This is a genomic window from Novosphingobium sp. BL-S-24, assembly GCF_055521575.1.
In genome coordinates this window covers 1,436,958-1,457,064 of the sequence record NZ_CM145488.1, presented here as the reverse complement: position 1 = coordinate 1,457,064, position 20,107 = coordinate 1,436,958, and the positions used below count along the sequence as shown (strand labels likewise).

Genomic DNA, 20,107 nt, shown 5'->3' with positions numbered 1-20,107 from the left:
GCAAAAGCGCGTGCAGGTTCTAACGCCGGATGGAGCGCATGAACGAAGGTGAAAATCGGCAGATAGCGCGGGACAGCCTCTTCCTGATGGCTGACATGCGCGTGGATGGCCTGGACGGCGATTTTCGCATCAAAGTACGCAATCTTTCCCCCGGCGGCATGATGGGGGAGGGCACGGTGCGGGTCGTGCGCGGAACCGTAATCCAGGTGAATATCCGTAATATCGGCTGGGTCACCGGGTCGATCGCGTGGGTGCAGGAAAGCCGGTTCGGCGTTGCCTTCGCCGAAGACATCGATCCGCGTCTGGCGCGAGCCACCGTCAACGACGGAAACGAGAACATCCCCGACTACATGCGCAAACATGATGCAAAGATGACTTCCGCCACGAAGCCGGACGGTTCGGGCAAAGTGCTGCGCAAGATCTGACCCGGGTTACCACCGCGCTAACCGGAGTTTTCAGACACTCCCGCTGCCCCGCCATTTGCGTCCGGGATGAAATGGACTACTCGGTCGGCATGGTATCAAGGCGCCTCATATCCCAGGTCTTGGTCGGGCTGGCCTTACTGTCGATCCCCGCTTGCGGGTCTTCCGATAATTCCGCGCTCAATGTCGCGGCGGTTGACCAAGCCGACGATCCATTCCGCAAGGAAGGGTCCGATGGAACGTCAGGCAACCTGGTGCGGGCTGCGACGACCGAGGGGCTGGTCGCCTTTGACGAAGCTGGACGCGTGGTGCCCGCGTTGGCGGACCGGTGGATCATCACCGATGATGGGCAAAGCTATATCTTCCGGCTGCGCGAAGGTAACTGGGTCAATGGCGATCCGATCACCGCCAATTCGGCGCGCAAGGCCATCAACGCCACGCTGAAATCGCTGCGAAACAGGCCGATGGGGCTGGACCTTGCCGGGATCGATGAAGTGCGCGCCATGGCGGGCCGGGTGATCGAGATCCGGCTGGTGCGGCCCATGCCCTATCTGCTGCAATTGCTCGCGCAGCCGGAGCTCGGGGTCGATCATGATGGGTCCGGTTCCGGTCCTATGGCGATGACCCGGCAGAAGGATATCGCCACTCTTGCTCGTATAGAACCGTCCAAACTGGGCTTGCCGGCAATCGAAAACTGGTCGCGACGCACGCGTGTGGTCCGCCTCCATTCGCTGGCCGCCCCGGCGGCGGTGCAGACGTTCAACGATGGCGGCGTGGATCTGGTGCTGGGCGGCCGGATCCAGGATTTCACGCTGACCCGATCGGTCGGCCTGCTGCGCGGAACCATCCAGGTGGACCCTGTCGTCGGGCTGTTCGGGCTGCAGGTGATGAACGACAAGGGGTTCCTCGCCGGTCCCGCCAACCGGGAGGCGCTGGCCATGGCGATCGACCGGCCGGGCCTCATCGCGCCGTTTGGTCTGGGCGGATGGTCGCCCACCACGCGGATCGTCACGCCAAGCCTCGATGGCGATCTGGGCGTCATCGGAGAGCGGTGGGCCGATCAGTCGCTCGACGTCCGCCGCGCCACGGCGGCGGCGCGCGTGCAAGCGTGGCGCGTATCGTCTGTTGCCCAAGAGGCAGGCGCTCCGCCGCCATCACCGGCCGCGATGCAGTCGGTCCGCGTGACGATCTGGCTCCCTGCGGGAGGTGGCTCGCAAACGCTATTCAGCCGCTTGGTCGCCGATTTCGCCACGATTGGCGTGCGGCTGGACCGCGTGCAGGACGCTGGTTCCGCCGATCTGACCCTAGTGGACGAGGTTGCCCGTTACCCACGCGCCGCCTGGTTCCTCAACCATCTGTCCTGCCTCGCGAAACGCGGCCTGTGCGATCCGGAAGCCGATGCCCGGGTGGCGGAGGCCGCCAGTGCCGTCAATCCCGAGCAGCGGGCGGCCATGCTGACCGACGCCGAGAACAAACTCACCGCCACCAACATCTACATCCCTTTCGGCACGCCGATCCGCTGGTCTTTGGTACGTGGCAGCGTGGACGGGTTCGCGACCAACGCTTGGGGTTGGCATCCCTTGATGCCCTTGTCCTGGCTCCCCAGATAAGGGCTGCGGCGCCAATGCCGTATTCGTTGAAAGGCACGCCCTTGGTTACGCCTCTGGATGCCGCCGAACCTCGCAAGGCGCGGCGCATGGATTTCGACGTTCCGCTGGGTAACGACCCCGCCTCTGTCCGCCGCCGCGTGGAAGCGCTGGAGCGCATTCTGGAGCGCGCCTTTGTCCTTCCCGGCATCAATCGACCGGTGGGGCTGGATTCGATCGTCGGGCTTGTCCCCGTTGCGGGAGACCTGATTGCCGGTGCGCTGGGCATGTACCTTGTGTGGGAAGCGCGCAATCTCGGCATGCCCAAATGGCAACTGGCGCGGATGACCGCGAATGTCGGGTTCGATACGCTGGTGGGCGCCGTGCCGCTGGCGGGCGATGTGTTCGATTTCCTGTTTCGGTCGAACACCCGCAACCTTAAGATCATCCGCAAGCATCTGGACAAGCACCACCCGCATACGAAAGTCATCGACGTTTGATGCGCCTGGCTATTCCATCAGGCGTGCTGGCGGTGGCGGCAGCGCTGGGCGGTTGTTCGCAGTCCGATACTGCGCCCGGCCCCGGCGGCGTGACGATGGGCGAGGCGCGCGCTCTGGACGACGCAGCGGAGATGCTCGATGCCCGGCAGCCGCCAGCGGAGGCGTTGCAGCCGTCGCAGGCGCATGGTGCTCAGTCCGATCCCGGCGGGACCGCGACAGAAGGTGCCGTCAATCGAAACTGACTTTGCCGCGCCCGGCCTTGACCGTGCCGCGCAGTTTCTTGCCTTTGATGCGCTGTTCCTTCCCCACCCGGTTGAGGCGGCTCTTGGCCCGCTTTTCGGGCAGCTTCTGTGCTTCCGTCAGCAATTCGGCCAGCCGTTCCCGCGCGTCGGAGCGGTTGGCTTCCTGCGTGCGGAACCGGCGGGCGGTCAGCACCAGTTCGCCGCGGGTCGTCATGCGGCTGCCCGCCAGCTCGCGCAGCCGGGCGAACACCGGTGGGCTGAGCCGCAGGGCATAGCAATCGAGGCGCAACTGCACTGCTGTCGCAACTTTGTTGACGTTCTGGCCACCCGGCCCGGCGGACGCGATGAAGCTTTCGCTCGCGAGCGCCTGGGCGCGCTCGACGATGTCAGTCATTGTCGTTTTGGGCACCCGTGCCGGGGGGCGCATCATCCTGCAAGCCGTCCTCGGTCTGCATATCCGGCGTTTCGAAACCCAGCGCCCGAAAGTCGGCTGGCATAGGTGCAAAGGCGACGACGGGCGGCTTCTCTCTGCGCGGCACCGTCAGCGCCGAGGCATGGAGCATGGTTCGCCGCGCATTGCCTTGGCTGCCGTAGATCGGATCGCCCAGCAGCGCGATGCCAAGGCCTGATGCAGCATGAACGCGGATCTGGTGGGTGCGCCCGGTTTCAGGGCGAAACTCCACCAGCGTCAGCCCATCGCGCAGTTCCAGCTTGCGCCAGTGCGTGACGGCGGGCTTTCCCTTGCGCGCAGGGATCATGCGCCAGCCGTCTTTCACGGTGCTGACTTTCGACAGCGAAAGCTCAATGGTTCCGGCATCATCGGCGATCTCGCCAGCGACGATGCCAAGATAGACTTTGCCGACCACACGCTCTTCGAAAGCGGCGGAGAAGCGCTTGAGCGCCTTCGGATTGCGGGCGAGCAGGAGGCAGCCGGACGTATCGCGGTCGAGCCGATGAACCGGAAACGGCTCACGCTGGAAGCCCAGTTTCAGCTCGTCCAGCCGGTCTTCAAGGCTGGGACCGCCAGCGCGCGGGCGATCCAACGGCAGGCCGCCCGGCTTGTCGATGACCAATGCCTCGCCGTCCTCGAAGAGGATTTCCAGTTCCATGATACTCTCTTTCGTCGTCCCGGCGACAGCCGTGACCGCCGCCGTTCCTTAAGCGCAGTCGACCGGCTGCACAAATGGCCGATTGACGTGAACTAGGCCACCGCCTCGGCAATGCGGCGGCAAGCCTCGACTAGTTTGGCTTCGTCCGCCGCGAAGCTGATGCGGAAACCGTCACGCCCCCCGAAGGCAGAGGCGGGGACGATGGCGACGCCATGGTCGAGCAGGTGCAACGCCAGCGCGGCATCGTCGCCAAACTGGTCCATCAGCGGCGCGGCATCGACCATGCAATAAAATGCGCCGTCGGGCGTCGGAGTGGAAAGGCCCGGAATCGCGTTGATCGCGCCGACGACCAGATCGCGGCGAGCGCGGAAACGGTCGCACCAATCGGTCAGGAAATCCTGCGGTCCTTCGAACGCGGCGACGGCGGCGGCCTGGCTGATCGAGCACGGATTGCCGGACGAGTGGGACTGCAACCGCTCCATGGCCCGGATCAGCCATTCCGGCCCGGCGGCCACGCCGATGCGAAACCCGGTCATCGCGTGGCTTTTCGAAACGCCCGAGATGGTCAGGATGCGGTCGGCAAGGTCCGGGCACAGGTTCGCCAGCGTGGCATGGCGCGCACCGGTGTAGTTGATCGGTGCGTAGATATCGTCGGACAGCACCATGATGCGCGGGTGGTGGCGCAGCACTTCGCCGATGCCCAGCAGGGTTTCCGCCGGAAGACACGCACCGGTCGGGTTGCCAGGGCTGTTGAGAAGCAGCCACAGCGTATTCGGTCCGATCTGCGCTTCAAGATCGGCAGGCGTGAAGCGGAAATTGTCCTTCGCATGGGTGTGCAGCGGCACGACCTTCCCGCCAGCGAAGCGCACGATCTCGGGATAGCTGACCCACCACGGCGCGGGCACGATCACTTCATCGCCATCGCTGATGGTGGCGAGCATGGCGTGGAAGATCGCCTGCTTGCCCCCGGCGCTGACCGTCACTTGCGAAGTCGGAACCTCGATCCCGAGATCGCGCGCGAAATGCAGGGCGACCGCCTGTTTCAGCCGGGACGTGCCGCCCACCGGAGTGTATTTGGTCTGGCCATCGTCCAGCGCCGCTTTGGCTGCATCAAGGACGTGGGGCGGGGTCGCGAAATCAGGTTCGCCCACCGAGAGGGAGATGATGTCGCGCCCAGCCTCGCGAAGCTGGGTTGCGCGATCGGTCATCGCCGTAGTCTGCGAGGGGGCGATGCGGGAGAGGGCGGTGGAGATGTGCATCAGGTGAGTAACCGGGCGGGCATGAGGCCGCGCAGGGCATTGCCGATCAGAAACCCGTCCGCCAGATCGTCCAGCGTCAGGTCCGCTTCGGTCGCGCGGCCAGATTCCATCAGCGATCGGCGGAGGACGCCCGGCAGCAGGCCAAGATGGGCCGGCGGCGTCAAAAGGGCATCGCCGCGCTGCACGAAGACGTTGGTAAAGCAGCCTTCGGTGACAAGGCCATCGTCGCGCAGCAGCACGGCTTCGTGGGCTCCGGCGTTGCGGGCAAGTTCAAGGCCCCTGTCGTAAAACCAGCGATCGGTGGTCTTGTGGGCAAGCCGCCAGTCGCCGGTATCGACCGGCATCCGCAACACTGCCACCTGCGCGCTATTCGGCAAGGCGGGCGGCACCTGTCCCAACTCAAGCGAGTAGGCCCCGGTGCGGCCGACGACGAGGCGCAAGCGCGCGGGCGCATCAGCATCGAAGCACAGGGCCTGGATGGCATTGCGCACGGCGTGGCGATCGAACGAAAAGCCAAGCGCTGCCGCGCTGGCGCCGATGCGCTGAAGATGCAGTTCGAGAAGGGCGATGCCATCTTCGGGCGTGAAGCGCATCGTCTCGACCAGATCAAAGCTGGCGGGCGAATCCACCCCTCCGGCTGCTCGGATCCCAGACTCTCGCACGAAACCCCCTTTGACCAGACACTCCCGCCATTCGGGAAGCGCTTGCGAATCCGCCACGATCGCCGATCCCACCCCCAGGATCGCACGCCCGCCGGCGGAAGGACCGGTGCCGTTTCGATCTGGCACAAGTCGCAGGGTGCGGATTGCCACATTGAAAGCGGCATCGCCAGAGGGTTCGATGCACCCGATCGATCCGCAGTATGGTCCGCGCGGCCAATCCTCGACATCGGCGATCAATTCCATTGCCCTGATCTTGGGAGCGCCGGTGATCGATCCGCAAGGAAACAGCGCGCGCAGCACATCCACCGGGCCCATATCGGGGATCATCGCGGCTTCCACCGTGGAGACCATCTGGTGGACGGTGGGATATGTCTCGATCGCGAATGGATCATGCGCGCGCACGCTGCCCGCCTGCGCCACCCGTGACAGATCGTTGCGCATCAGATCCAGGATCATCAGGTTTTCAGCACGATCCTTGGGATTGGCGGCGAGTTCGGCGCGCATTTCCTCATCCTGCGCGGTGTCTCGTCCCCGCGGTCGGGTGCCCTTCATCGGCTTGACGCGGATCGTGCCGCCCTCGATCGCGAAAAACAGCTCGGGCGAAAAGCTGAGATGCCAGTGCGCGCCGTCATGCACCACCCCGCCGTGCCCGGCGGCGGCAAGCGGGCGTAGCGCGGCATAGAGCGCCAGCGGATCGCCGTGCCAGCTTCCGGCGAGCGGGAAGGTCAGGTTAGCCTGATAGATGTCCCCCGCCTCGATCGCGGCATGAAGCCTTTCGAAGGCGCGGCAGTACTCGGCAAAGTCGATCTGCGGTTCAAGCGGGCCGATCCGGGGGCGACCGGGGGCGGCCGCATCGGCCAGCCACTGCGGAACCTGAGAGGCCGGGATCGTCTCGTACCCCGCGAACGCGCCGAACCAGATCAGGGGCGCCGCTGCGCCTTCACGCCCCGGCAGCAGGGGCGCGAGGCGTGGTTCCAGCGCCAATCCCGCCTCATAAGCGATGTACCCGGCAAGGTACACGCCGGTTTTGGACAGCGCATCGATCCGTTCCAGCGAGGCAGCCACGTCGTCACCGCGCAAGGCGACGATCGTCTCCACCGGGTTGCGATAGAGGCGCGCATCGGCAAGCGTATCGGTGCGCGCGTCATCCAGAAGAACGAAGGGATCGGCCATGGTCGCCCCGCCTTTAGCGACTGCATTCGCCGCTGGCAAAATCCCTCTCGCGCCGGGGCGGGAGCGGCACTACACCAGTGCCTGCGATAGCGCAGACGATAGACGTGGAGACACCGGATGAGCGAGATCTTTCTGGGACTTGGGGCGACCGGTGAACGGCAGGTATTGCGCCTGGGACGGGCCAATCGCCATGGCCTGATCGCCGGGGCGACCGGCACCGGAAAGACCGTGACGCTCCAGACCATCGCCGAACAGTTCTCCGCCGCCGGGGTGCCGGTGTTCCTGGCCGACGTGAAAGGCGACCTGTCCGGCATCTCCATGGCTGGCAGCCCGCAGTTCAAGAACGCGGCGGCGCTGGAATCGCGGGCAAAGGAACTGGGCATCGCCGACTATGCCTATGCCGACAATCCCGCAATCTTCTGGGACATCTATGGTGAGCAGGGCCATCCGGTTCGCACTACCATATCGGAAATGGGGCCGCTGCTGCTGGCGCGGCTGATGGACCTGAACGAAACGCAGGAAGGCGTGCTCAACATCGTCTTCCGCTTTGCCGATGAGCAGGGGCTGCTGTTGCTGGACCTCGAGGATCTGCAGGCGATGCTGTCCTACACCGCCGAGCATGCGTCCGAACTATCGACCAGATACGGCAACGTGACCAAGGCCAGCGTCGGCACGATCCAGCGCCAATTGCTCGCGCTCGACAGCCAGGGCGCAGCGCAATTCTTCGGCGAACCGGCGCTGGAAATCGCTGACTTCATTCGCTGCGACGATCAGGGGCGCGGGTACATCAACGTGCTCGCCGCCGACAAGCTGATCCGCAGCCCCAAGCTGTACGCCACGTTCCTGCTGTGGCTGCTGTCCGAACTGTTCGAGGCGCTGCCCGAGGTCGGAGACCCCGAAAAGCCGAAGCTGGTGTTCTTCTTCGACGAGGCGCACTTGCTGTTCGACGATGCGCCCAAGGCGCTGACCGACAAGGTCGAGCAGGTGGTGCGGCTGGTCCGCTCCAAGGGAGTGGGCGTCTATTTCATCAGCCAGAACCCGATCGACATCCCGGAGGAGATCGCGGGCCAGCTTGGCAATCGGGTCCAGCACGCTTTGCGCGCCTTCACTCCGCGTGACAAAAAGGCGATCAAGGCGGCGGCTGATACCTTCCGCATCAACCCCGACCTCGACGTGGAAACCGCGATCACCGAACTGAAGGTGGGCGAGGCGCTGGTTTCGACCCTGAACGACGACGGGTCGCCCAGCATCGTTCAGCGCACGCTGGTGGCGCCGCCCCGCTCACGGCTGGGGCCGGTCACGCCGAAGGAGCGCGCCATCGTCCAATCGATCAGCCCGGTCGATGGCAAATACGATACCCGTGTCGATCGCGAGAGCGCCGAGGAAGTGCTCGCCGCCAAAGCCGCTGACGCCGCTGCCACGGCGCAGGAAGTCGAAACGAAGGGACGTGAAGAAGTCGGTCGTCAGGAGCGAAAGAGCCCGGGACTGTGGGACGGTTTGGGCGGCAAGGTCGCGAAGGCGGCAGCAGGCGCGGCGGCCGGCAGCGCCGGGGCGATCCTGGCGCAGACGATGCAAGGCAAGAAAAGCCGCGCCAGTCCCAAGGCGTCGGCCGCCAGCGCGGCGGCGGGTACGGTCGGTGATGCGCTGGGCAAGGCCATCGGTTTCCCGGGGCTGGGCCGCTTCGCGCGCAATCTTATCGGTGGGTTGATGCGGTAGGGGTGGACCACCCCACCCACACTTCAGACCGGCAGTTCCAGCCTCGCGGTAAGCCCTTTTACTTCGCCGCCCCCCATGCGGTTTTCCAGCACGAGCGCCCCGCCGTGCTGGTCGGCGATGGCGCGGGCGAGGGCGAGGCCAAGCCCCGCGCCGCCGGTGGTCGAATTGCGCGACGGATCGCCGCGCACGAAGGCGTTCATCATATCGTCGATGGTGCCGTCCGGGATGCCGGGACCATCATCCTCGATGCGGATCACCGCGCGGTTGCCCTCGCGCGCCAGCGTCACGCGCGCTTCCCGACCATAGCGCAGGGCATTGTCGATCAGGTTGCGCATCGCTCGCCGAAGCCATGTGGAGCGCAACTCCAGCACGATGCGCTGGGTGTCGCCCAGTTCCACCGGATCGCCCATGTCCTCGTACTCCTCCACTACGGAGGCGACGAGCGCGGACAGTTCGGTGCGTTCGCGCGGATCGCTCGGGCGGCCGACGCGGGCAAGCGACAGGATGTCGTCCAGGGTCCGCACGATATCCTCGATCGTGCCTGCCATGCGCGCGCGTTCGGCATCATTCTCCACCGACTCGATGCGGACCCGCAACGCGGCGAGCGGCGTTTTCAGGTCATGCCCGATGGCGCCGAGCATCACGTCCTTTTCGTCCAGCATGGCGACGATGCGCGCTTCCATCGCGTTGTGGGCGACGACCAGCCGCTGCATGTCGTCCGGCCCGCTGGGTTCAAGCTGGCCGATGGAACCGGGGGCGATCGCGAACTGCTCGACCCGGCGGGTCAGTGCGGCAAGCGGACGCGTGATGCGCCGCAGGATCAGCGCCACCACGCACATCAGCACCAGATAGATGATCACGGTCTGCATGATCAGCGGCTGGAGCAGCAGGTTCATCGCACGCGGGGAACGGATGCGGGCGATCAGCCAATCGCCGTCCTTGCGCAGATCGCTCTCTGTCGATGCGACCGTCGGTTGCCCCACCTTGGCAGACGAAATTTGCCGCACGCCGACGACCAGCAGGTTGTCGTCCATCAGGTCGGCGACATGATCCTCGTCCATGGCGCGGCGCTGCGCGCGCCGGAGCATCGACGCGCTGGCGACCGGATCGCCCTCGACCGTGCGGTGCACCACGACGATGTCGGCGACCGGGAACTCCTGCTCCTGAAAGATTTTCTGCAGCCGCTCTTCGGCCCGCCGGTCGCGCACTTCGTTCGGCCCGGCTGGCGACGTGGCACTTGATTTCACCGGAAAGCGGCGCGGCGCCGGTCCGTCGAAAGGCCCGCGCGGATGGCGTTCCAGGCGGCGGAGCAGGCCGGGACTGCGCGTTTCGGCCAGCAGTCGGAAAGCAGCGGCGTTGACCATGCCGACTTCATAGCTTTCCCGCTGCGCCCGATAGATCAGGAACGCGCCGATCCCCTGCACCAGCAGGAGCGCCACCGCCACGGCCAGCAGCATCTGGCCCATCAGACTGCGCGGGCGTGGAACCGTAAGGGGTGGGGCCATCAGTCGGCCAACGGCACGCGGCGCACGTCGGCGGCGAGCATGTAGCCGCCGCCCCACACGGTCTGGATCAGCTGCGGGTTGCGGCTGTCGACCTCGATCTTGCGGCGCAGGCGACTGACCTGATTGTCCACCGCGCGGTCGAACAGATGCGCCTCGCGCCCCTGCACCATGTCGAGCAGGCGATCGCGGTTGAGCACCTGCCGGGGATGTTCGAGAAAGGCCATCAGCAACCGGAATTCCACCGAGGAGATCGCCACTATCGCGCCTTCGATGTCGATCAGCCTGCGCTTTAGGGTATCGAGCCGCCAGCCTTCGAACTCGAACGCTTCGTTGTCCACCTCGCCGCTGCCAGAGCTGCGCAGGGCGCGGCGCAGGACGCTGCGGATGCGGGCGACCAGTTCGCGCGGTTCGAACGGCTTGACGACGTAATCGTCCGCACCGATCTCCAGCCCCACGATCCGGTCGGTCGCTTCGCCCCGCGCGGTCAGGAAAATGACCGGCAGGTCCTGCGTCTCGACCAGATGGCGGCAGAGAGACAGGCCGTCTTCGCCCGGCATCATGATGTCTAGCAGTACCAGATCGAAGCGCGCGTCGCTCGGTGCATCGCGCAGGCGGGTGCGCGCCTCTGCCGCGCTGGAGCATTGCACCACGGAAAACCCCTGGCGCGAAAGATACTCGCCCAGGGGTTCGCGCAGGGCCGCTTCGTCATCGACGAGCAGCAGTCTGGCGGGCACTGCGGGGGATTGCGCGGCGTCGTTCATCGGTAATCCTCGTGCTTGCCGCGCCGTCCTGTCAGTTTGAGGCGTTCTTGTCAGCCATCTTGTCGGCCTTGCGGGCCTGCCACTTGGCGCGCATCGCCTGGTGAGCGGCAGCGCGCTCTTCCTTGGTCACGGTGCCGTCCTTGTTGGCATCCTGCATGTCGAAGCGCTTCATCGTGGCGTCCATGAATTCCGCCTGGGTGATGACGCGATCCTTGTTGGCATCGGCGCCGCGACCCATGCCACCGCGACCATGGAGGCCCCAGCCTTTCATGCCGCCGCGATGGCGCATGCCGTGGCGCCCTGCTTTCGGGTCACGCTCGGCGGTGAATTCGGCTTTGGAGATCGAGCCGTCCTTGTTGGTGTCCAGGCGGTCGAACATCTGTTCGCGCTTCTGCTGGCGGCCAAGCTGCCGGTCGGTCCGGTCAAGCTTGCCGTCCTTGTTGACGTCCATCCGGGCGAACATCGCCTGCCCGCGGGCCTGAGCCTCGGCGCGGGTAATGGTGCCGTCGCCATCGGCGTCCATGCGCGGGCGTTCGCGGCCCGGCGGATTGGCCAGCGCTTGCGCGCAGGCGACGCCGCCGACGGTAAGGGTCACGACCGAGAGGCCAAGGGTCAGTTTTTTCAAGGTGGTGATCATCGTGTGTCCCGTTTCATCGAAAATGGATGAGGGCCGCACGGCGGGAAGGGAGGGAGGAACAGCTGCCGTGCGGCCCTCTGATGATTGTTCTACAAACGTTTTGTCGCGCAGTTGTGCCCGCTGGCAGGTATATTGTCGCCAATTGTCACGCGTTGGAGACATCGTTCATGCCAGCGCAAAGCCGATGAACAGGCATTCAGCGCGGGCGATGCTCGGTCCCCTGTCCGGCGGTGATGAACAACGCGCTTGCCGCCCCCGCTACATCTGCCGTGTGCCAGACCCCGGCACGGTTGACGATGTACTGGCCCGCCCCGATGGTCTCGGCATGGAGGCTGCCGTCCGGCCTCTCCTGGATCAGGGTGATGTCACCCGACAGGCACAGCACCAGTTCGTCCCCGGCGGGGTGCATTTCCCACATATCCCAGCTGGAGCTGAAATCGTGGACGCTGACAAGGCGGCCTTCGGCGCCGTCGCTGGCGGTGCTCGCTCCATAGGCTTCGTACCAGTCGGCCCCGGTGAACGCGTCCTGCGCCACCGCAGTCGCGCCAAGGCCTAGGTGGACGGGGTGGGTGCGAATGTCGCGCGCCTCGCTCATGTCAGGTCCCTCGCGTCAGAAAGCGCCCATCAAAGCGGCGCGCATTGAGCCTCGAGCCATGCCTTGGCAGCCCCTTCCAGCTGCGGGCCGACCACGTGCAGCACTTTGGCATGGTAGGCGTTCCACCACGCCACTTCCGCCCGCGTCAGCAGCGCGGTGTCGACCAGATGACGCTCGATTGGCGCGAACGTGAGTGTTTCGAACCCAAGGTACTGGCCCTCCGCCCCGGGGATGGAGCGTGGTTCGACCAGAATCAGGTTCTCGATGCGGATGCCGTATTCGCCGGTCTTGTAATAGCCAGGCTCGTTCGAAAGAAACATGCCCGGAAGCAGCGCCTGATCCGTCCCGGCCTGCCCGCCCAACGACTTGGCGATGCGCTGAGGTCCTTCGTGGACTGACAGGAAGCTGCCCACGCCGTGGCCGGTGCCGTGGGCGTAGTCCAGCCCGGCCTGCCACAGGGCATGGCGCGCCAGAACGTCCAGCTGGCTACCGGCGGTCCCTGCGGGGAACACGGCGGAAGCAAGGGCGATGTGCCCCTTCAGCACGCGGGTAAAGCGATCGCGTACTTCCGCGCTCGCTTCACCGGGGCCGATCCAGACGGTGCGGGTTATGTCGGTCGTGCCATCAGGATACTGACCTCCCGAATCGACCAGATAGACTGAATTGGGCTGCAAGGTCCGGTTGGTTTCCTCCGACACGCGGTAGTGGACCACCGCGCCGTTCGGACCGGCGCCGGAAATCGTGTCGAACGACAGGTCCCGCAAGTCGCCCGCCTCCTGGCGGCAGGCCTGCAGCTTGTCGGCAGCGGACATTTCGGTGACCTCGCCCTTGGGGGCTTCCACCGCCAGCCAGTGCAGGAAGCGCGACACCGCCGCACCGTCACGGGCCTGTGCCGCGCGGTGACCGGCTTGCTCAACCGGGTTCTTGATTGCTTTTGCGAGGACAGCGGGATCGCGTTCCTCGATCACCACCGCGCCCGCTTCGCCCAGTTCATGGAAAATGGCGCTGACGGCACGCTCCGGATCCACCGCGACGCGCTTGCCCGCCAGTTCGCGAAGGCCCGCGATGAACTGGTCGCGCGGCTTGATGCTGACGGCGTTGCCAAGGTGGCGGCGCAGATCGTCCGTCACCTTCTCAGGCGCGATATACAGATCCGCCGTGCCGTTCCGACGCGCGATCACATAGGACAGCGCCACTGGGGTGCGCGACACGTCCGTCCCGCGAATGTTGAGCAGCCATGCCACCGAATCAAGCGCGGTGACAACCGTGGCGTCCAGACCCTGCGCGGTCAGCCATTCGGAGATCGCGGCGCGCTTGGCCTCGCTCGTCTCGCCGGTGAACTTGTCCGGGTGGACCACGGCGGGCGCGGGAGAGGGGGCGGGCTGGTCTGCCCACACCGCATCGACCGGGTTGCCGTCCACTGCCACGAGCGCGCCGTCCTTGGCCGCCAGCGCCTTTTCCACGCTTTGCGCCCACTTCGATCCGTGCAACCAGGCATCGTAACCGATCTTCGCGCCCTGCGGCGCATGCTCGGCCAGCCATCCCGCGATCGTGGTTTGCGGCACGCTTTCGTAGGCATAGAGACGCCCGTCCACCTGATCGCGAACCTGCAGGGTGTAGCGCCCGTCCACGAACATCGCAGCGGCGGGGGCAGCAGACGCATCGGTCAACACCACGGCGGTTCCGGCCGAGCCGCCGAATCCGGTCAGCCATTCCAGCCGCTGGGCATAGGCGCCGACGTATTCGCTCATGTGTTCGTCGGAGATGGGGATTACGAAGCCGTCCAGGCCGCGCTTTTTCAGTTCCTTGCGCAATGCGTCGAGGCGAGCTTCGTGGGTATTCATCAGCATGTCACGGTATCCGGCTTGCGGGGGTCATGAACCGAACATAGATGCAACGCATGGCAGATTCCACCCAGACCCTTAAAGGTCCTCCGCAGGCGGCGAAGAAGTCGCATTCCTTCACCCACCACGGTGTCACCGTAATCGACGATTACGCATGGCTGCGCGACGCCGGTTATCCCGAAGTGACCGACAAGGAAGTGCTCGCCCACCTCGAAGCGGAAAACCGCTGGTTCGAAGCGCGGATGGGCCAGCATCAGGGGCGGATCGACGGGCTGTTCACCGAAATGCGCGCCCGCATCAAGGAAGCCGACAAGTCCGTTCCGCAAAAGGACGGCGACTATCTCTACTGGATCGAGTTCGAGGAAGGCGCGGAATACAAGAAGTGGTGGCGCCGCCCCGTGTCCACGCCTGACGATGGCTCGGCCGACGAACTGATCCTTGACGAAGTGGCGCTGGCCGAGGGCAAGGAATACTTCCGCCTCGGCGCGATCTCCACCAGCGCCAACGGCAAGCTGCTGGCCTACGCCATCGACGATAACGGCTCCGAACGTTTCACCGCGCGCATCAAGAACCTGGAAACCGGCGAACTGCTGGTGGACGAGATTCCGGGCACGCTGTCCGGCCTCGTCTGGGTCGCGCAGGACAAGGCGCTGGTCTATTCGCTGGCCAACGAACAGTGGCGGACGGACAATGCCCGCCTCCATTGGCTGGGTCAGCCGGTGGAAAGCGATGTCGAACTGTACCATGAGGATGACGAGGGGTTCCGCGTCGGATCGTCCCTGTCGGCCAACGAAAAATGGCTGCTGATCGGGTCGAGCGATCACGAGACGAGCGAGACGCGGATGGTCCTCGCCGACGATCCACTCGGCCCGCAAATCCTGGTCAAGCCGCGCGCCAAGGGGGTGGAATACGACGTCGATGAGCGCGAGGGCGTGCTCTATATCCACACCAACGACACGCACGAGAACTTCCGCCTCGCCACCGCCTCGCTCGACAATCCTGGCGAATGGACCACGCTGATCGAAGGGACGGACGAGTTCTACCTCACCGGCGCGGACCTGTTCCGCGACTTCTACGTGATCGAGGGGCGGCGCGCCGGGCTCGATCAGATCGAAGTGCGGTATTATGACGATCCAGCGCGCGTGGAGCCGATCACCTTCCCCGAAGCGAGCTATTCGGCGGGCCTGTCCAACAATCCCGAATGGCATGTGACCACGCTGCGGCTTAGCTACGAATCGATGGTCGCCCCGGCCTCGGTGCTGGACTACGACGTGGCGACAAAGGGCCTGCAGACACTGAAGGTGCAGGAAATCCCCTCGGGCTACGACGCGTCGCTCTATGCGACTGAGCGACTGGAAATCACCGCGCGCGATGGCACCGCGATCCCCGTCTCCATCGTCTATCGCCGGGACCGGGCGGACAAGGGCAACGCGGCGGGGCCTCTGCATCTCTATGGCTACGGCGCCTATGGCATCAGCATCGATCCGGGATTTTCGACCACGCGCCTCAGCCTGGTCGATCGCGGTTTCGCCTATGCCATCGCGCATATTCGCGGCGGTGACGATATGGGCCGCGCCTGGTACAAGGCGGGCAAGCTGGAGCGGCGCACCAACACGTTCAACGATTTCGTGGACGTCGCCAACGGCCTGATCGAACGCGGCTTCACCACGGCGGGCAAGATCAGCATTTCGGGCGGGTCCGCTGGTGGCGAGCTGATGGGCGCGGTGATCAATTCCGATCCCCACCTGTTCGGCGCGGTCGTGGCCCACGTTCCTTTTGTGGACGTGCTGAGCACGATGCTGGACGATACCCTGCCGCTGACGCCGGGGGAATGGCCCGAATGGGGCAACCCGATCGAGGACCAGGCCGCGTTCGAACTGATCCGCAGCTACAGCCCCTACGATCAGGTGAAAGCGCAGGACTATCCCCCGCTGATGGTCACCGCCGGCCTCAACGATCCGCGAGTGACGTACTGGGAACCCGCCAAGTGGGTTGCCCGGCTGCGCGAGGTGAAGACCGACGATAACGAACTGATCCTCAAGACCAATATGGGGGCAGGCCACGGCGGCAAGTCCGGCCGGTTCGAAAGCCTGAAGGAAACGGCGGAGGAATTCGCCTTCATCCTGTGGCAGCTGGGCGTCGAAGGCTGATCCGCTGGTGACGGAGAACCGCTTCACCCTGACGTTCACCGCGCAGGGTCAGGACATCGACATCATGGGCCACGTCAACAACGCGGTCTGGGTGCAGTGGATGGAAGCGATGGCGGGCGCGCACTGGGCCGCGCTCGCGCCGCCCGAACATCAGGCGAAATACGCCTGGCTCGTCACCCGGCACGAGATCGACTATCGCGGCAACATCCGCGAAGGCGAGAGCGTGACCGGGGAGACGTTCATCCCCGATGGCCCATCGGGCGCCCGCTTCGATCGCCGCGTGGACTTTCGCAATGCCGAGGGCAGAGTGATCGTCTCTGCCCGCACCACCTGGGCGATGATCGACATCTCCTCCGGCCGCCTGATGCGCGTGCCGCCGGAAGTGGCGGCTGCGTTTGTAAATTAGGTTCCGCTCACGCCCCGCGTGGTTCGCGGGTGCGCTGGGTGATGATGCGGTCGCGGCCGGTGCGCAGATCGCCGGATTCGTACTGGGCGGACAGGCGTTCCTTGTCGCGTTTGCGATAGGTGTCTTCCGCGCGCAGGATTTCCTCACGCGAGATGCCCAGCCCTTCCAACGCGTTGCGGGCCAGCATCACCGCTGATTCGCGCACTTCGCGCGCCACCGATTTGACCGGCGAATCCTTCAGACGCAGCAGCGCGCGGCGATCGAACACGCGGGCGTGAAGTTCCGCGTTCGGGAAGGCATCGTGCACGGCGTGGAGAAACGCTTCGGTCAACTGATCGCCGTCGATGCAAAAGACGATCAGTTCCGCCTCGGCAGCGCCCGCCTGACGCAAGAGGTCGATGCGGGTGCCGTCACCGAACCAGACTTTCGCGCCGAACCCCTCGGCGACGTCGATCATCTCGATATCGGTGTCGATCAACGTCACTTCGATGTCGGCGGCGATCAGCATCTGCGCCACGGTCTGGCCGAAACGACCATAGCCGACGACCAGGGCATTGGCGCCATCGTCCTGCGGCTCGTCACGCTGTTCGGTGCTGGCCGGGCGTTCGCGGATGCCCCGCGTCGCCATCATCAGGAACGGCGTGGTCACCATCGAGAGGGTGACGATGGCGCTGAACAGGCTGGTCGCCTCGGGCGTGACAAGCAGGGCGTTGCTCGCCTGCGCGAACAGCACGAACGCGAATTCGCCACCCTGACTGAGCAGCAGGCCAAGCGCCAGCGCGCTGCGCCATTCCATGCGGAAGGCCAGCCCCAGAAGGAAGATGATCGTCGATTTCACCGCGATCAGCGCCAGAGCCATCATCAGCACGAACAGCGGGCGGTCAGCGATGGCCGACAGGTCCAGCAACATGCCCACCGATACGAAGAACAGCCCCAGCAGGATCGAGCGGAACGGCTCGACGTCCGCCTCCAGCTCGTGGCGATAGGGGCTGTCTGCCAGCATGACCCCCGCGATGAAAGCGCCTAGCGCCGTAGATAGCCCAAGCGCCTGCATCAGCGCGGCGGCGGCGATCACCGTGAACAGGGCGGCGAAGACGAACATTTCCCGCTCGCCAAGATTGCCGATCAGGCGGAACAGCGGGCGGATCACGAAGCGGCCTGCCAGGATCAGGCCAACGATCGCCGCCGCTGTCTCCAGCGCCAGCACCCAGCCGGGAGGGCCTTCGGGCAGGGCGGGGTTGCGGTTCATCGCGGCGATGATCGTGATCAGCGGGATGATCGACAGGTCCTGAAACAGCAGGACGGCGAAAGACCGCTCACCGAACGGGGTATGGAGCCGCCCGGCGCTCTGCAGCATCGGCAGGACCTGCGCTGTGGAGGACAGGCCCAGCGGCAGCCCCAGTGCAAGCGAGGCCTGAACGCTGAAGCCCGCGAAATAATAGATGATCCCTGAAACCGCCAGCCCGCACAGCACCACCTGCAACAGGCCAAGCCCAAAGATTTCGTGCCGCATGCGCCACAGGCGCGGGGGCGCCAGTTCCAGTCCGACGATGAACAGCAGCAGGGTAATGCCCAGCTCGGCAATGCTCATCTTGCTCTGCGCATCGCCGCTCAGGTCAAGGACATATGGCCCCAGCACCGCGCCCGAGAGCAGGAAGCCCAAAGTGGCACCCAGCCCGAGCCGACGAAAGACCAGCACGAAGACGAGCGCGGTCCCCAACAGCAGGCACCCGTCCCGCAGCAGGAATGCCTGTGCATGTTCTTCCATCGATACCCTTCGAGATTGCTGCTTCGTGGCTGGCTGGCGTCTCTCCTAAAAACGGATGAGCCGGACCGCCACTTAAATCGAGGGTAGGGATGAAGTTGGTGTGTGATCGGAGAGGTGGCGGCGCTACTTTGGCAGGATCAGCTCCACCCGTCGATTGCGGGCACGTCCTTCCGGATCGTCCTTGCCAGTCGGTGTCTCGTTGGCGGCTATGGGCGATTTTTCGCCTTGACCGCTAACATCGAACGTTCGCTGACGAACGCCGGCCTGTTGGCCGAACCACTCTGCAACGGCCTTCGCACGGGCTTCGGACAGCTTTTGGTTATAGGCATCGTCGCCCTTGCTGTCGGTGTGACCGATGATCTTGATCGGGCCGGCGGGCGCGGCGCGGATCATCTGGGCAGATGCTTCCAGTTGCTTGGTGGCGTCCGGGTTCAGGTCGGCGCTATCGAACGCGAACAGCGCGTCGGTTGGCAGATCAATGATAGTGCCCATGTCGGTCACCCGGACGTTCAGGCCGCTCACGTTGCTGTTGAGCGGACTTACCTGCCCGGTCAGACCACCGGACGGGCGCGCTGACGGAGCCTGTGCCGAGGGGGCGCCTGAAGGCGCGCCAGTACCTGCCGATGGTGCGTCCCCCTTTACGGCATCGGGTTGCGGTTCACCGGAGCAGGCGCCCAGCGCAAGAGCCGCCAGCGTCAGTGCCAGACCGCGCATCAGTGGGTAACCGGCACACCGTCGAACGGAGCCACACCCGGGAAGTTGATCGAGACGGTCTTGCTCTCGGCTGACGGCGCGGCGAACTTCGCCCAGATCACACCGGGCTTGATCTCGCAATCGGCCATGATCGATTCGCCGGCGACTTTGGACGCCAGCCAGTTGCCTTCGTTATCCTTCAGGACCGCGATCCGCTGTGAGGTGGCATCGTCGATCACGCTGATGTTGGAAACGCGGAAGCTTTCCGTGTTGATCTTGTCCTGGCTCGAACAGCGCATGGTGACGGTCAGGATGTCGCCCGTGACGGCAACTTTCATCAGGTCTACTTGCGATCCGTCAGGGCCGGGCTGGCTCTGGATGACCTGCTGCGCCGCCATGGGGGTGACGGCCGGACCTGACGCTTCGGGCGTTGGCGTTTCGCGCGTGACCGTCGCAGGGGTCGCAGTAGCGGCGGTGTCGGAGGGTTGGGCGGTCGGGGTTCCACTGTTGCACCCAGCCAGCAGCACGGTGCCGATGCAGGCCAAAGCGGTATACCTGATCTTACCTTCCATCACGTCCTCCTTGATCCATGTCGGGATAATACGCTTCGGCGGCGGAAGGGTTGCGATTAGTGTCCATGCCCGCTTACCGAGACAGCGCCCCGTTGCAGACGTAATGCAGCACCCGGCCGTCGAACGAGTTCCAGACGATAGGCGCGATCGGGCTGGGGCCGGTGGAGCTGGCCAGCGTCGCGCCGGTGGGGCCCAGGACGCGCCATTGCGTCGTCACCATGCGCCCGCCCGCGCAGTCCACGCTGCGGCGCGAGAACACGGTGGTACCGCGCGCATACTGGCCGCGCGGCGCGAGCAAGATCTGTGCCTGCCGGAACGTGCGCCCCAGTCCGGTGTTGGCGAAGCTCGCCCGGTCCACGCGCATGCTGGCGCCCATCGAATGTTCTACGGGCACGGCAAAGACGCTGACCCACTGCCCCGCGCCTGAGGTGAGATTGTCGGTCGCGGCGACAGCCGGCAGCGCTGCCAGACCGGCGAGTGCCAGCGCGAACCTTTTGGTGCGCATGG

The 20,107-nt window shown here is 65.2% G+C and carries 20 protein-coding genes; 7 read left to right on the top strand and 13 right to left on the bottom strand.

All coding sequences use genetic code 11. The annotated features are described in order from the left end of the window. The first annotated feature begins 38 nt into the window (after positions 1–38). The 4 genes from ACZ1JM_RS12210 to ACZ1JM_RS12195 all read left to right on the top strand — a co-directional run bounded on the left by ACZ1JM_RS12210 (position 39) and on the right by ACZ1JM_RS12195 (position 2,750). Positions 39–425 (top strand): PilZ domain-containing protein, encoded by a 387-nt coding sequence (locus ACZ1JM_RS12210; RefSeq protein ID WP_465132667.1) that lies wholly within the window; start codon positions 39–41, stop codon positions 423–425. A gap of 71 nt (positions 426–496) precedes the next feature. Continuing rightward, positions 497–2,032 (top strand): ABC transporter substrate-binding protein, encoded by a 1,536-nt coding sequence (locus ACZ1JM_RS12205; RefSeq protein ID WP_465132666.1) that lies wholly within the window; start codon positions 497–499, stop codon positions 2,030–2,032. 86 nt (positions 2,033–2,118) lie between these two features. Then, entirely contained in the window at positions 2,119–2,508 is a 390-nt protein-coding gene (locus ACZ1JM_RS12200; RefSeq protein ID WP_465135059.1) for a DUF4112 domain-containing protein, read from the top strand. Continuing rightward, positions 2,508–2,750 (top strand): hypothetical protein, encoded by a 243-nt coding sequence (locus tag ACZ1JM_RS12195; protein ID WP_465132665.1) that lies wholly within the window; start codon positions 2,508–2,510, stop codon positions 2,748–2,750. The genes ACZ1JM_RS12200 and ACZ1JM_RS12195 overlap by 1 nt, the downstream gene beginning before the upstream one ends. On the opposite strand, the gene arfB is transcribed toward ACZ1JM_RS12195, so the two are convergent. The 4 genes from arfB to pabB form a co-directional block, all read right to left on the bottom strand. Then, entirely contained in the window at positions 2,737–3,144 is a 408-nt protein-coding gene (gene arfB / locus ACZ1JM_RS12190; RefSeq protein ID WP_465132664.1) for an alternative ribosome rescue aminoacyl-tRNA hydrolase ArfB, read from the bottom strand. The two genes, ACZ1JM_RS12195 and arfB, sit on opposite strands and share 14 nt — an antisense overlap. Next, positions 3,137–3,859 (bottom strand): RluA family pseudouridine synthase, encoded by a 723-nt coding sequence (locus tag ACZ1JM_RS12185; protein ID WP_465132663.1) that lies wholly within the window; start codon positions 3,857–3,859, stop codon positions 3,137–3,139. The genes arfB and ACZ1JM_RS12185 overlap by 8 nt, the downstream gene beginning before the upstream one ends. A gap of 92 nt (positions 3,860–3,951) precedes the next feature. After that, complete coding sequence (locus ACZ1JM_RS12180; RefSeq protein ID WP_465132662.1) at positions 3,952–5,118, bottom strand: pyridoxal phosphate-dependent aminotransferase; 1,167 nt, start codon at positions 5,116–5,118, stop codon at positions 3,952–3,954. Next, positions 5,118–6,953 carry an aminodeoxychorismate synthase component I gene (gene pabB / locus ACZ1JM_RS12175; protein WP_465132661.1) on the bottom strand — a complete coding sequence of 612 codons (1,836 nt, stop codon included), beginning with the start codon at positions 6,951–6,953 and terminating at the stop codon, positions 5,118–5,120. The genes ACZ1JM_RS12180 and pabB overlap by 1 nt, the downstream gene beginning before the upstream one ends. A 117-nt stretch (positions 6,954–7,070) precedes the next feature. Here pabB and ACZ1JM_RS12170 point away from each other — a divergent pair, with 117 nt between their 5' ends. After that, positions 7,071–8,669 (top strand): helicase HerA-like domain-containing protein, encoded by a 1,599-nt coding sequence (locus tag ACZ1JM_RS12170; RefSeq protein ID WP_465132660.1) that lies wholly within the window; start codon positions 7,071–7,073, stop codon positions 8,667–8,669. Between the two features lie 23 nt (positions 8,670–8,692). Here ACZ1JM_RS12170 and ACZ1JM_RS12165 read toward each other — a convergent pair whose 3' ends face one another. From ACZ1JM_RS12165 to ACZ1JM_RS12145, 5 genes are all read right to left on the bottom strand, one after another. Continuing rightward, the gene (locus ACZ1JM_RS12165; protein ID WP_465132659.1) at positions 8,693–10,174 is read right to left on the bottom strand and encodes a sensor histidine kinase; all 1,482 of its coding nucleotides are present in this window, start codon (positions 10,172–10,174) and stop codon (positions 8,693–8,695) included. Beyond that, on the bottom strand, positions 10,174–10,935 hold the full coding sequence (locus ACZ1JM_RS12160) for a response regulator (RefSeq protein WP_465132658.1): 762 nt from the start codon (positions 10,933–10,935) through the stop codon (positions 10,174–10,176). Before ACZ1JM_RS12160 ends, ACZ1JM_RS12165 begins: the two co-directional genes overlap by 1 nt. A 31-nt stretch (positions 10,936–10,966) precedes the next feature. Further along, positions 10,967–11,572 carry an EF-hand domain-containing protein gene (locus ACZ1JM_RS12155; RefSeq protein ID WP_465132657.1) on the bottom strand — a complete coding sequence of 202 codons (606 nt, stop codon included), beginning with the start codon at positions 11,570–11,572 and terminating at the stop codon, positions 10,967–10,969. A gap of 196 nt (positions 11,573–11,768) precedes the next feature. Next, on the bottom strand, positions 11,769–12,167 hold the full coding sequence (locus ACZ1JM_RS12150) for a cupin domain-containing protein (protein ID WP_465132656.1): 399 nt from the start codon (positions 12,165–12,167) through the stop codon (positions 11,769–11,771). A 29-nt stretch (positions 12,168–12,196) separates the two neighbouring features. Continuing rightward, positions 12,197–14,011: an aminopeptidase P family protein gene (locus ACZ1JM_RS12145; protein ID WP_465135058.1), complete on the bottom strand. Its 1,815-nt coding sequence runs from the start codon at positions 14,009–14,011 to the stop codon at positions 12,197–12,199. A gap of 47 nt (positions 14,012–14,058) precedes the next feature. On the opposite strand from ACZ1JM_RS12145, the gene ACZ1JM_RS12140 reads away from it, so the two are divergent. Both ACZ1JM_RS12140 and ACZ1JM_RS12135 read left to right on the top strand, forming a co-directional pair. Next, complete coding sequence (locus ACZ1JM_RS12140) at positions 14,059–16,161, top strand: S9 family peptidase (protein WP_465132655.1); 2,103 nt, start codon at positions 14,059–14,061, stop codon at positions 16,159–16,161. 64 nt (positions 16,162–16,225) lie between these two features. Further along, positions 16,226–16,567: an acyl-CoA thioesterase gene (locus tag ACZ1JM_RS12135; RefSeq protein WP_465135057.1), complete on the top strand. Its 342-nt coding sequence runs from the start codon at positions 16,226–16,228 to the stop codon at positions 16,565–16,567. A 7-nt stretch (positions 16,568–16,574) separates the two neighbouring features. On the opposite strand, the gene ACZ1JM_RS12130 is transcribed toward ACZ1JM_RS12135, so the two are convergent. The 4 genes from ACZ1JM_RS12130 to ACZ1JM_RS12115 all read right to left on the bottom strand — a co-directional run bounded on the left by ACZ1JM_RS12130 (position 16,575) and on the right by ACZ1JM_RS12115 (position 20,105). After that, positions 16,575–18,335: a cation:proton antiporter domain-containing protein gene (locus ACZ1JM_RS12130; protein WP_465132654.1), complete on the bottom strand. Its 1,761-nt coding sequence runs from the start codon at positions 18,333–18,335 to the stop codon at positions 16,575–16,577. Positions 18,336–18,458: 123 nt separating this feature from the next. Then, a complete protein-coding gene (locus ACZ1JM_RS12125; protein ID WP_465132653.1) occupies positions 18,459–19,049 on the bottom strand; it encodes an OmpA family protein in 591 nt (196 codons plus the stop codon). Continuing rightward, positions 19,049–19,600, bottom strand: coding sequence for a hypothetical protein (locus ACZ1JM_RS12120; protein ID WP_465132652.1), 552 nt, complete (start codon positions 19,598–19,600; stop codon positions 19,049–19,051). The genes ACZ1JM_RS12125 and ACZ1JM_RS12120 overlap by 1 nt, the downstream gene beginning before the upstream one ends. Before the next feature lie 73 nt (positions 19,601–19,673). Then, on the bottom strand, positions 19,674–20,105 hold the full coding sequence (locus ACZ1JM_RS12115; protein WP_465135056.1) for a hypothetical protein: 432 nt from the start codon (positions 20,103–20,105) through the stop codon (positions 19,674–19,676). Positions 20,106–20,107 lie beyond the last annotated feature (2 nt).

What these genes read in the sequence shown, in the direction of transcription:
- ACZ1JM_RS12210 (WP_465132667.1), top strand. Translation starts at nt 39, where the DNA reads ATGAACGAAGGTGAAAATCGGCAGATAGCGCGGGACAGCCTCTTCCTG.
- ACZ1JM_RS12205 (WP_465132666.1), top strand. Translation starts at nt 497, where the DNA reads ATGGACTACTCGGTCGGCATGGTATCAAGGCGCCTCATATCCCAGGTC.
- ACZ1JM_RS12200 (WP_465135059.1), top strand. Translation starts at nt 2,119, where the DNA reads ATGGATTTCGACGTTCCGCTGGGTAACGACCCCGCCTCTGTCCGCCGC.
- ACZ1JM_RS12195 (WP_465132665.1), top strand. Translation starts at nt 2,508, where the DNA reads ATGCGCCTGGCTATTCCATCAGGCGTGCTGGCGGTGGCGGCAGCGCTG.
- arfB (WP_465132664.1), bottom strand. Translation starts at nt 3,144, where the DNA reads ATGACTGACATCGTCGAGCGCGCCCAGGCGCTCGCGAGCGAAAGCTTC.
- ACZ1JM_RS12185 (WP_465132663.1), bottom strand. Translation starts at nt 3,859, where the DNA reads ATGGAACTGGAAATCCTCTTCGAGGACGGCGAGGCATTGGTCATCGAC.
- ACZ1JM_RS12180 (WP_465132662.1), bottom strand. Translation starts at nt 5,118, where the DNA reads ATGCACATCTCCACCGCCCTCTCCCGCATCGCCCCCTCGCAGACTACG.
- pabB (WP_465132661.1), bottom strand. Translation starts at nt 6,953, where the DNA reads ATGGCCGATCCCTTCGTTCTTCTGGATGACGCGCGCACCGATACGCTT.
- ACZ1JM_RS12170 (WP_465132660.1), top strand. Translation starts at nt 7,071, where the DNA reads ATGAGCGAGATCTTTCTGGGACTTGGGGCGACCGGTGAACGGCAGGTA.
- ACZ1JM_RS12165 (WP_465132659.1), bottom strand. Translation starts at nt 10,174, where the DNA reads ATGGCCCCACCCCTTACGGTTCCACGCCCGCGCAGTCTGATGGGCCAG.
- ACZ1JM_RS12160 (WP_465132658.1), bottom strand. Translation starts at nt 10,935, where the DNA reads ATGAACGACGCCGCGCAATCCCCCGCAGTGCCCGCCAGACTGCTGCTC.
- ACZ1JM_RS12155 (WP_465132657.1), bottom strand. Translation starts at nt 11,572, where the DNA reads ATGATCACCACCTTGAAAAAACTGACCCTTGGCCTCTCGGTCGTGACC.
- ACZ1JM_RS12150 (WP_465132656.1), bottom strand. Translation starts at nt 12,167, where the DNA reads ATGAGCGAGGCGCGCGACATTCGCACCCACCCCGTCCACCTAGGCCTT.
- ACZ1JM_RS12145 (WP_465135058.1), bottom strand. Translation starts at nt 14,011, where the DNA reads ATGAATACCCACGAAGCTCGCCTCGACGCATTGCGCAAGGAACTGAAA.
- ACZ1JM_RS12140 (WP_465132655.1), top strand. Translation starts at nt 14,059, where the DNA reads ATGCAACGCATGGCAGATTCCACCCAGACCCTTAAAGGTCCTCCGCAG.
- ACZ1JM_RS12135 (WP_465135057.1), top strand. Translation starts at nt 16,226, where the DNA reads ATGGGCCACGTCAACAACGCGGTCTGGGTGCAGTGGATGGAAGCGATG.
- ACZ1JM_RS12130 (WP_465132654.1), bottom strand. Translation starts at nt 18,335, where the DNA reads ATGGAAGAACATGCACAGGCATTCCTGCTGCGGGACGGGTGCCTGCTG.
- ACZ1JM_RS12125 (WP_465132653.1), bottom strand. Translation starts at nt 19,049, where the DNA reads ATGCGCGGTCTGGCACTGACGCTGGCGGCTCTTGCGCTGGGCGCCTGC.
- ACZ1JM_RS12120 (WP_465132652.1), bottom strand. Translation starts at nt 19,600, where the DNA reads ATGGAAGGTAAGATCAGGTATACCGCTTTGGCCTGCATCGGCACCGTG.
- ACZ1JM_RS12115 (WP_465135056.1), bottom strand. Translation starts at nt 20,105, where the DNA reads ATGCGCACCAAAAGGTTCGCGCTGGCACTCGCCGGTCTGGCAGCGCTG.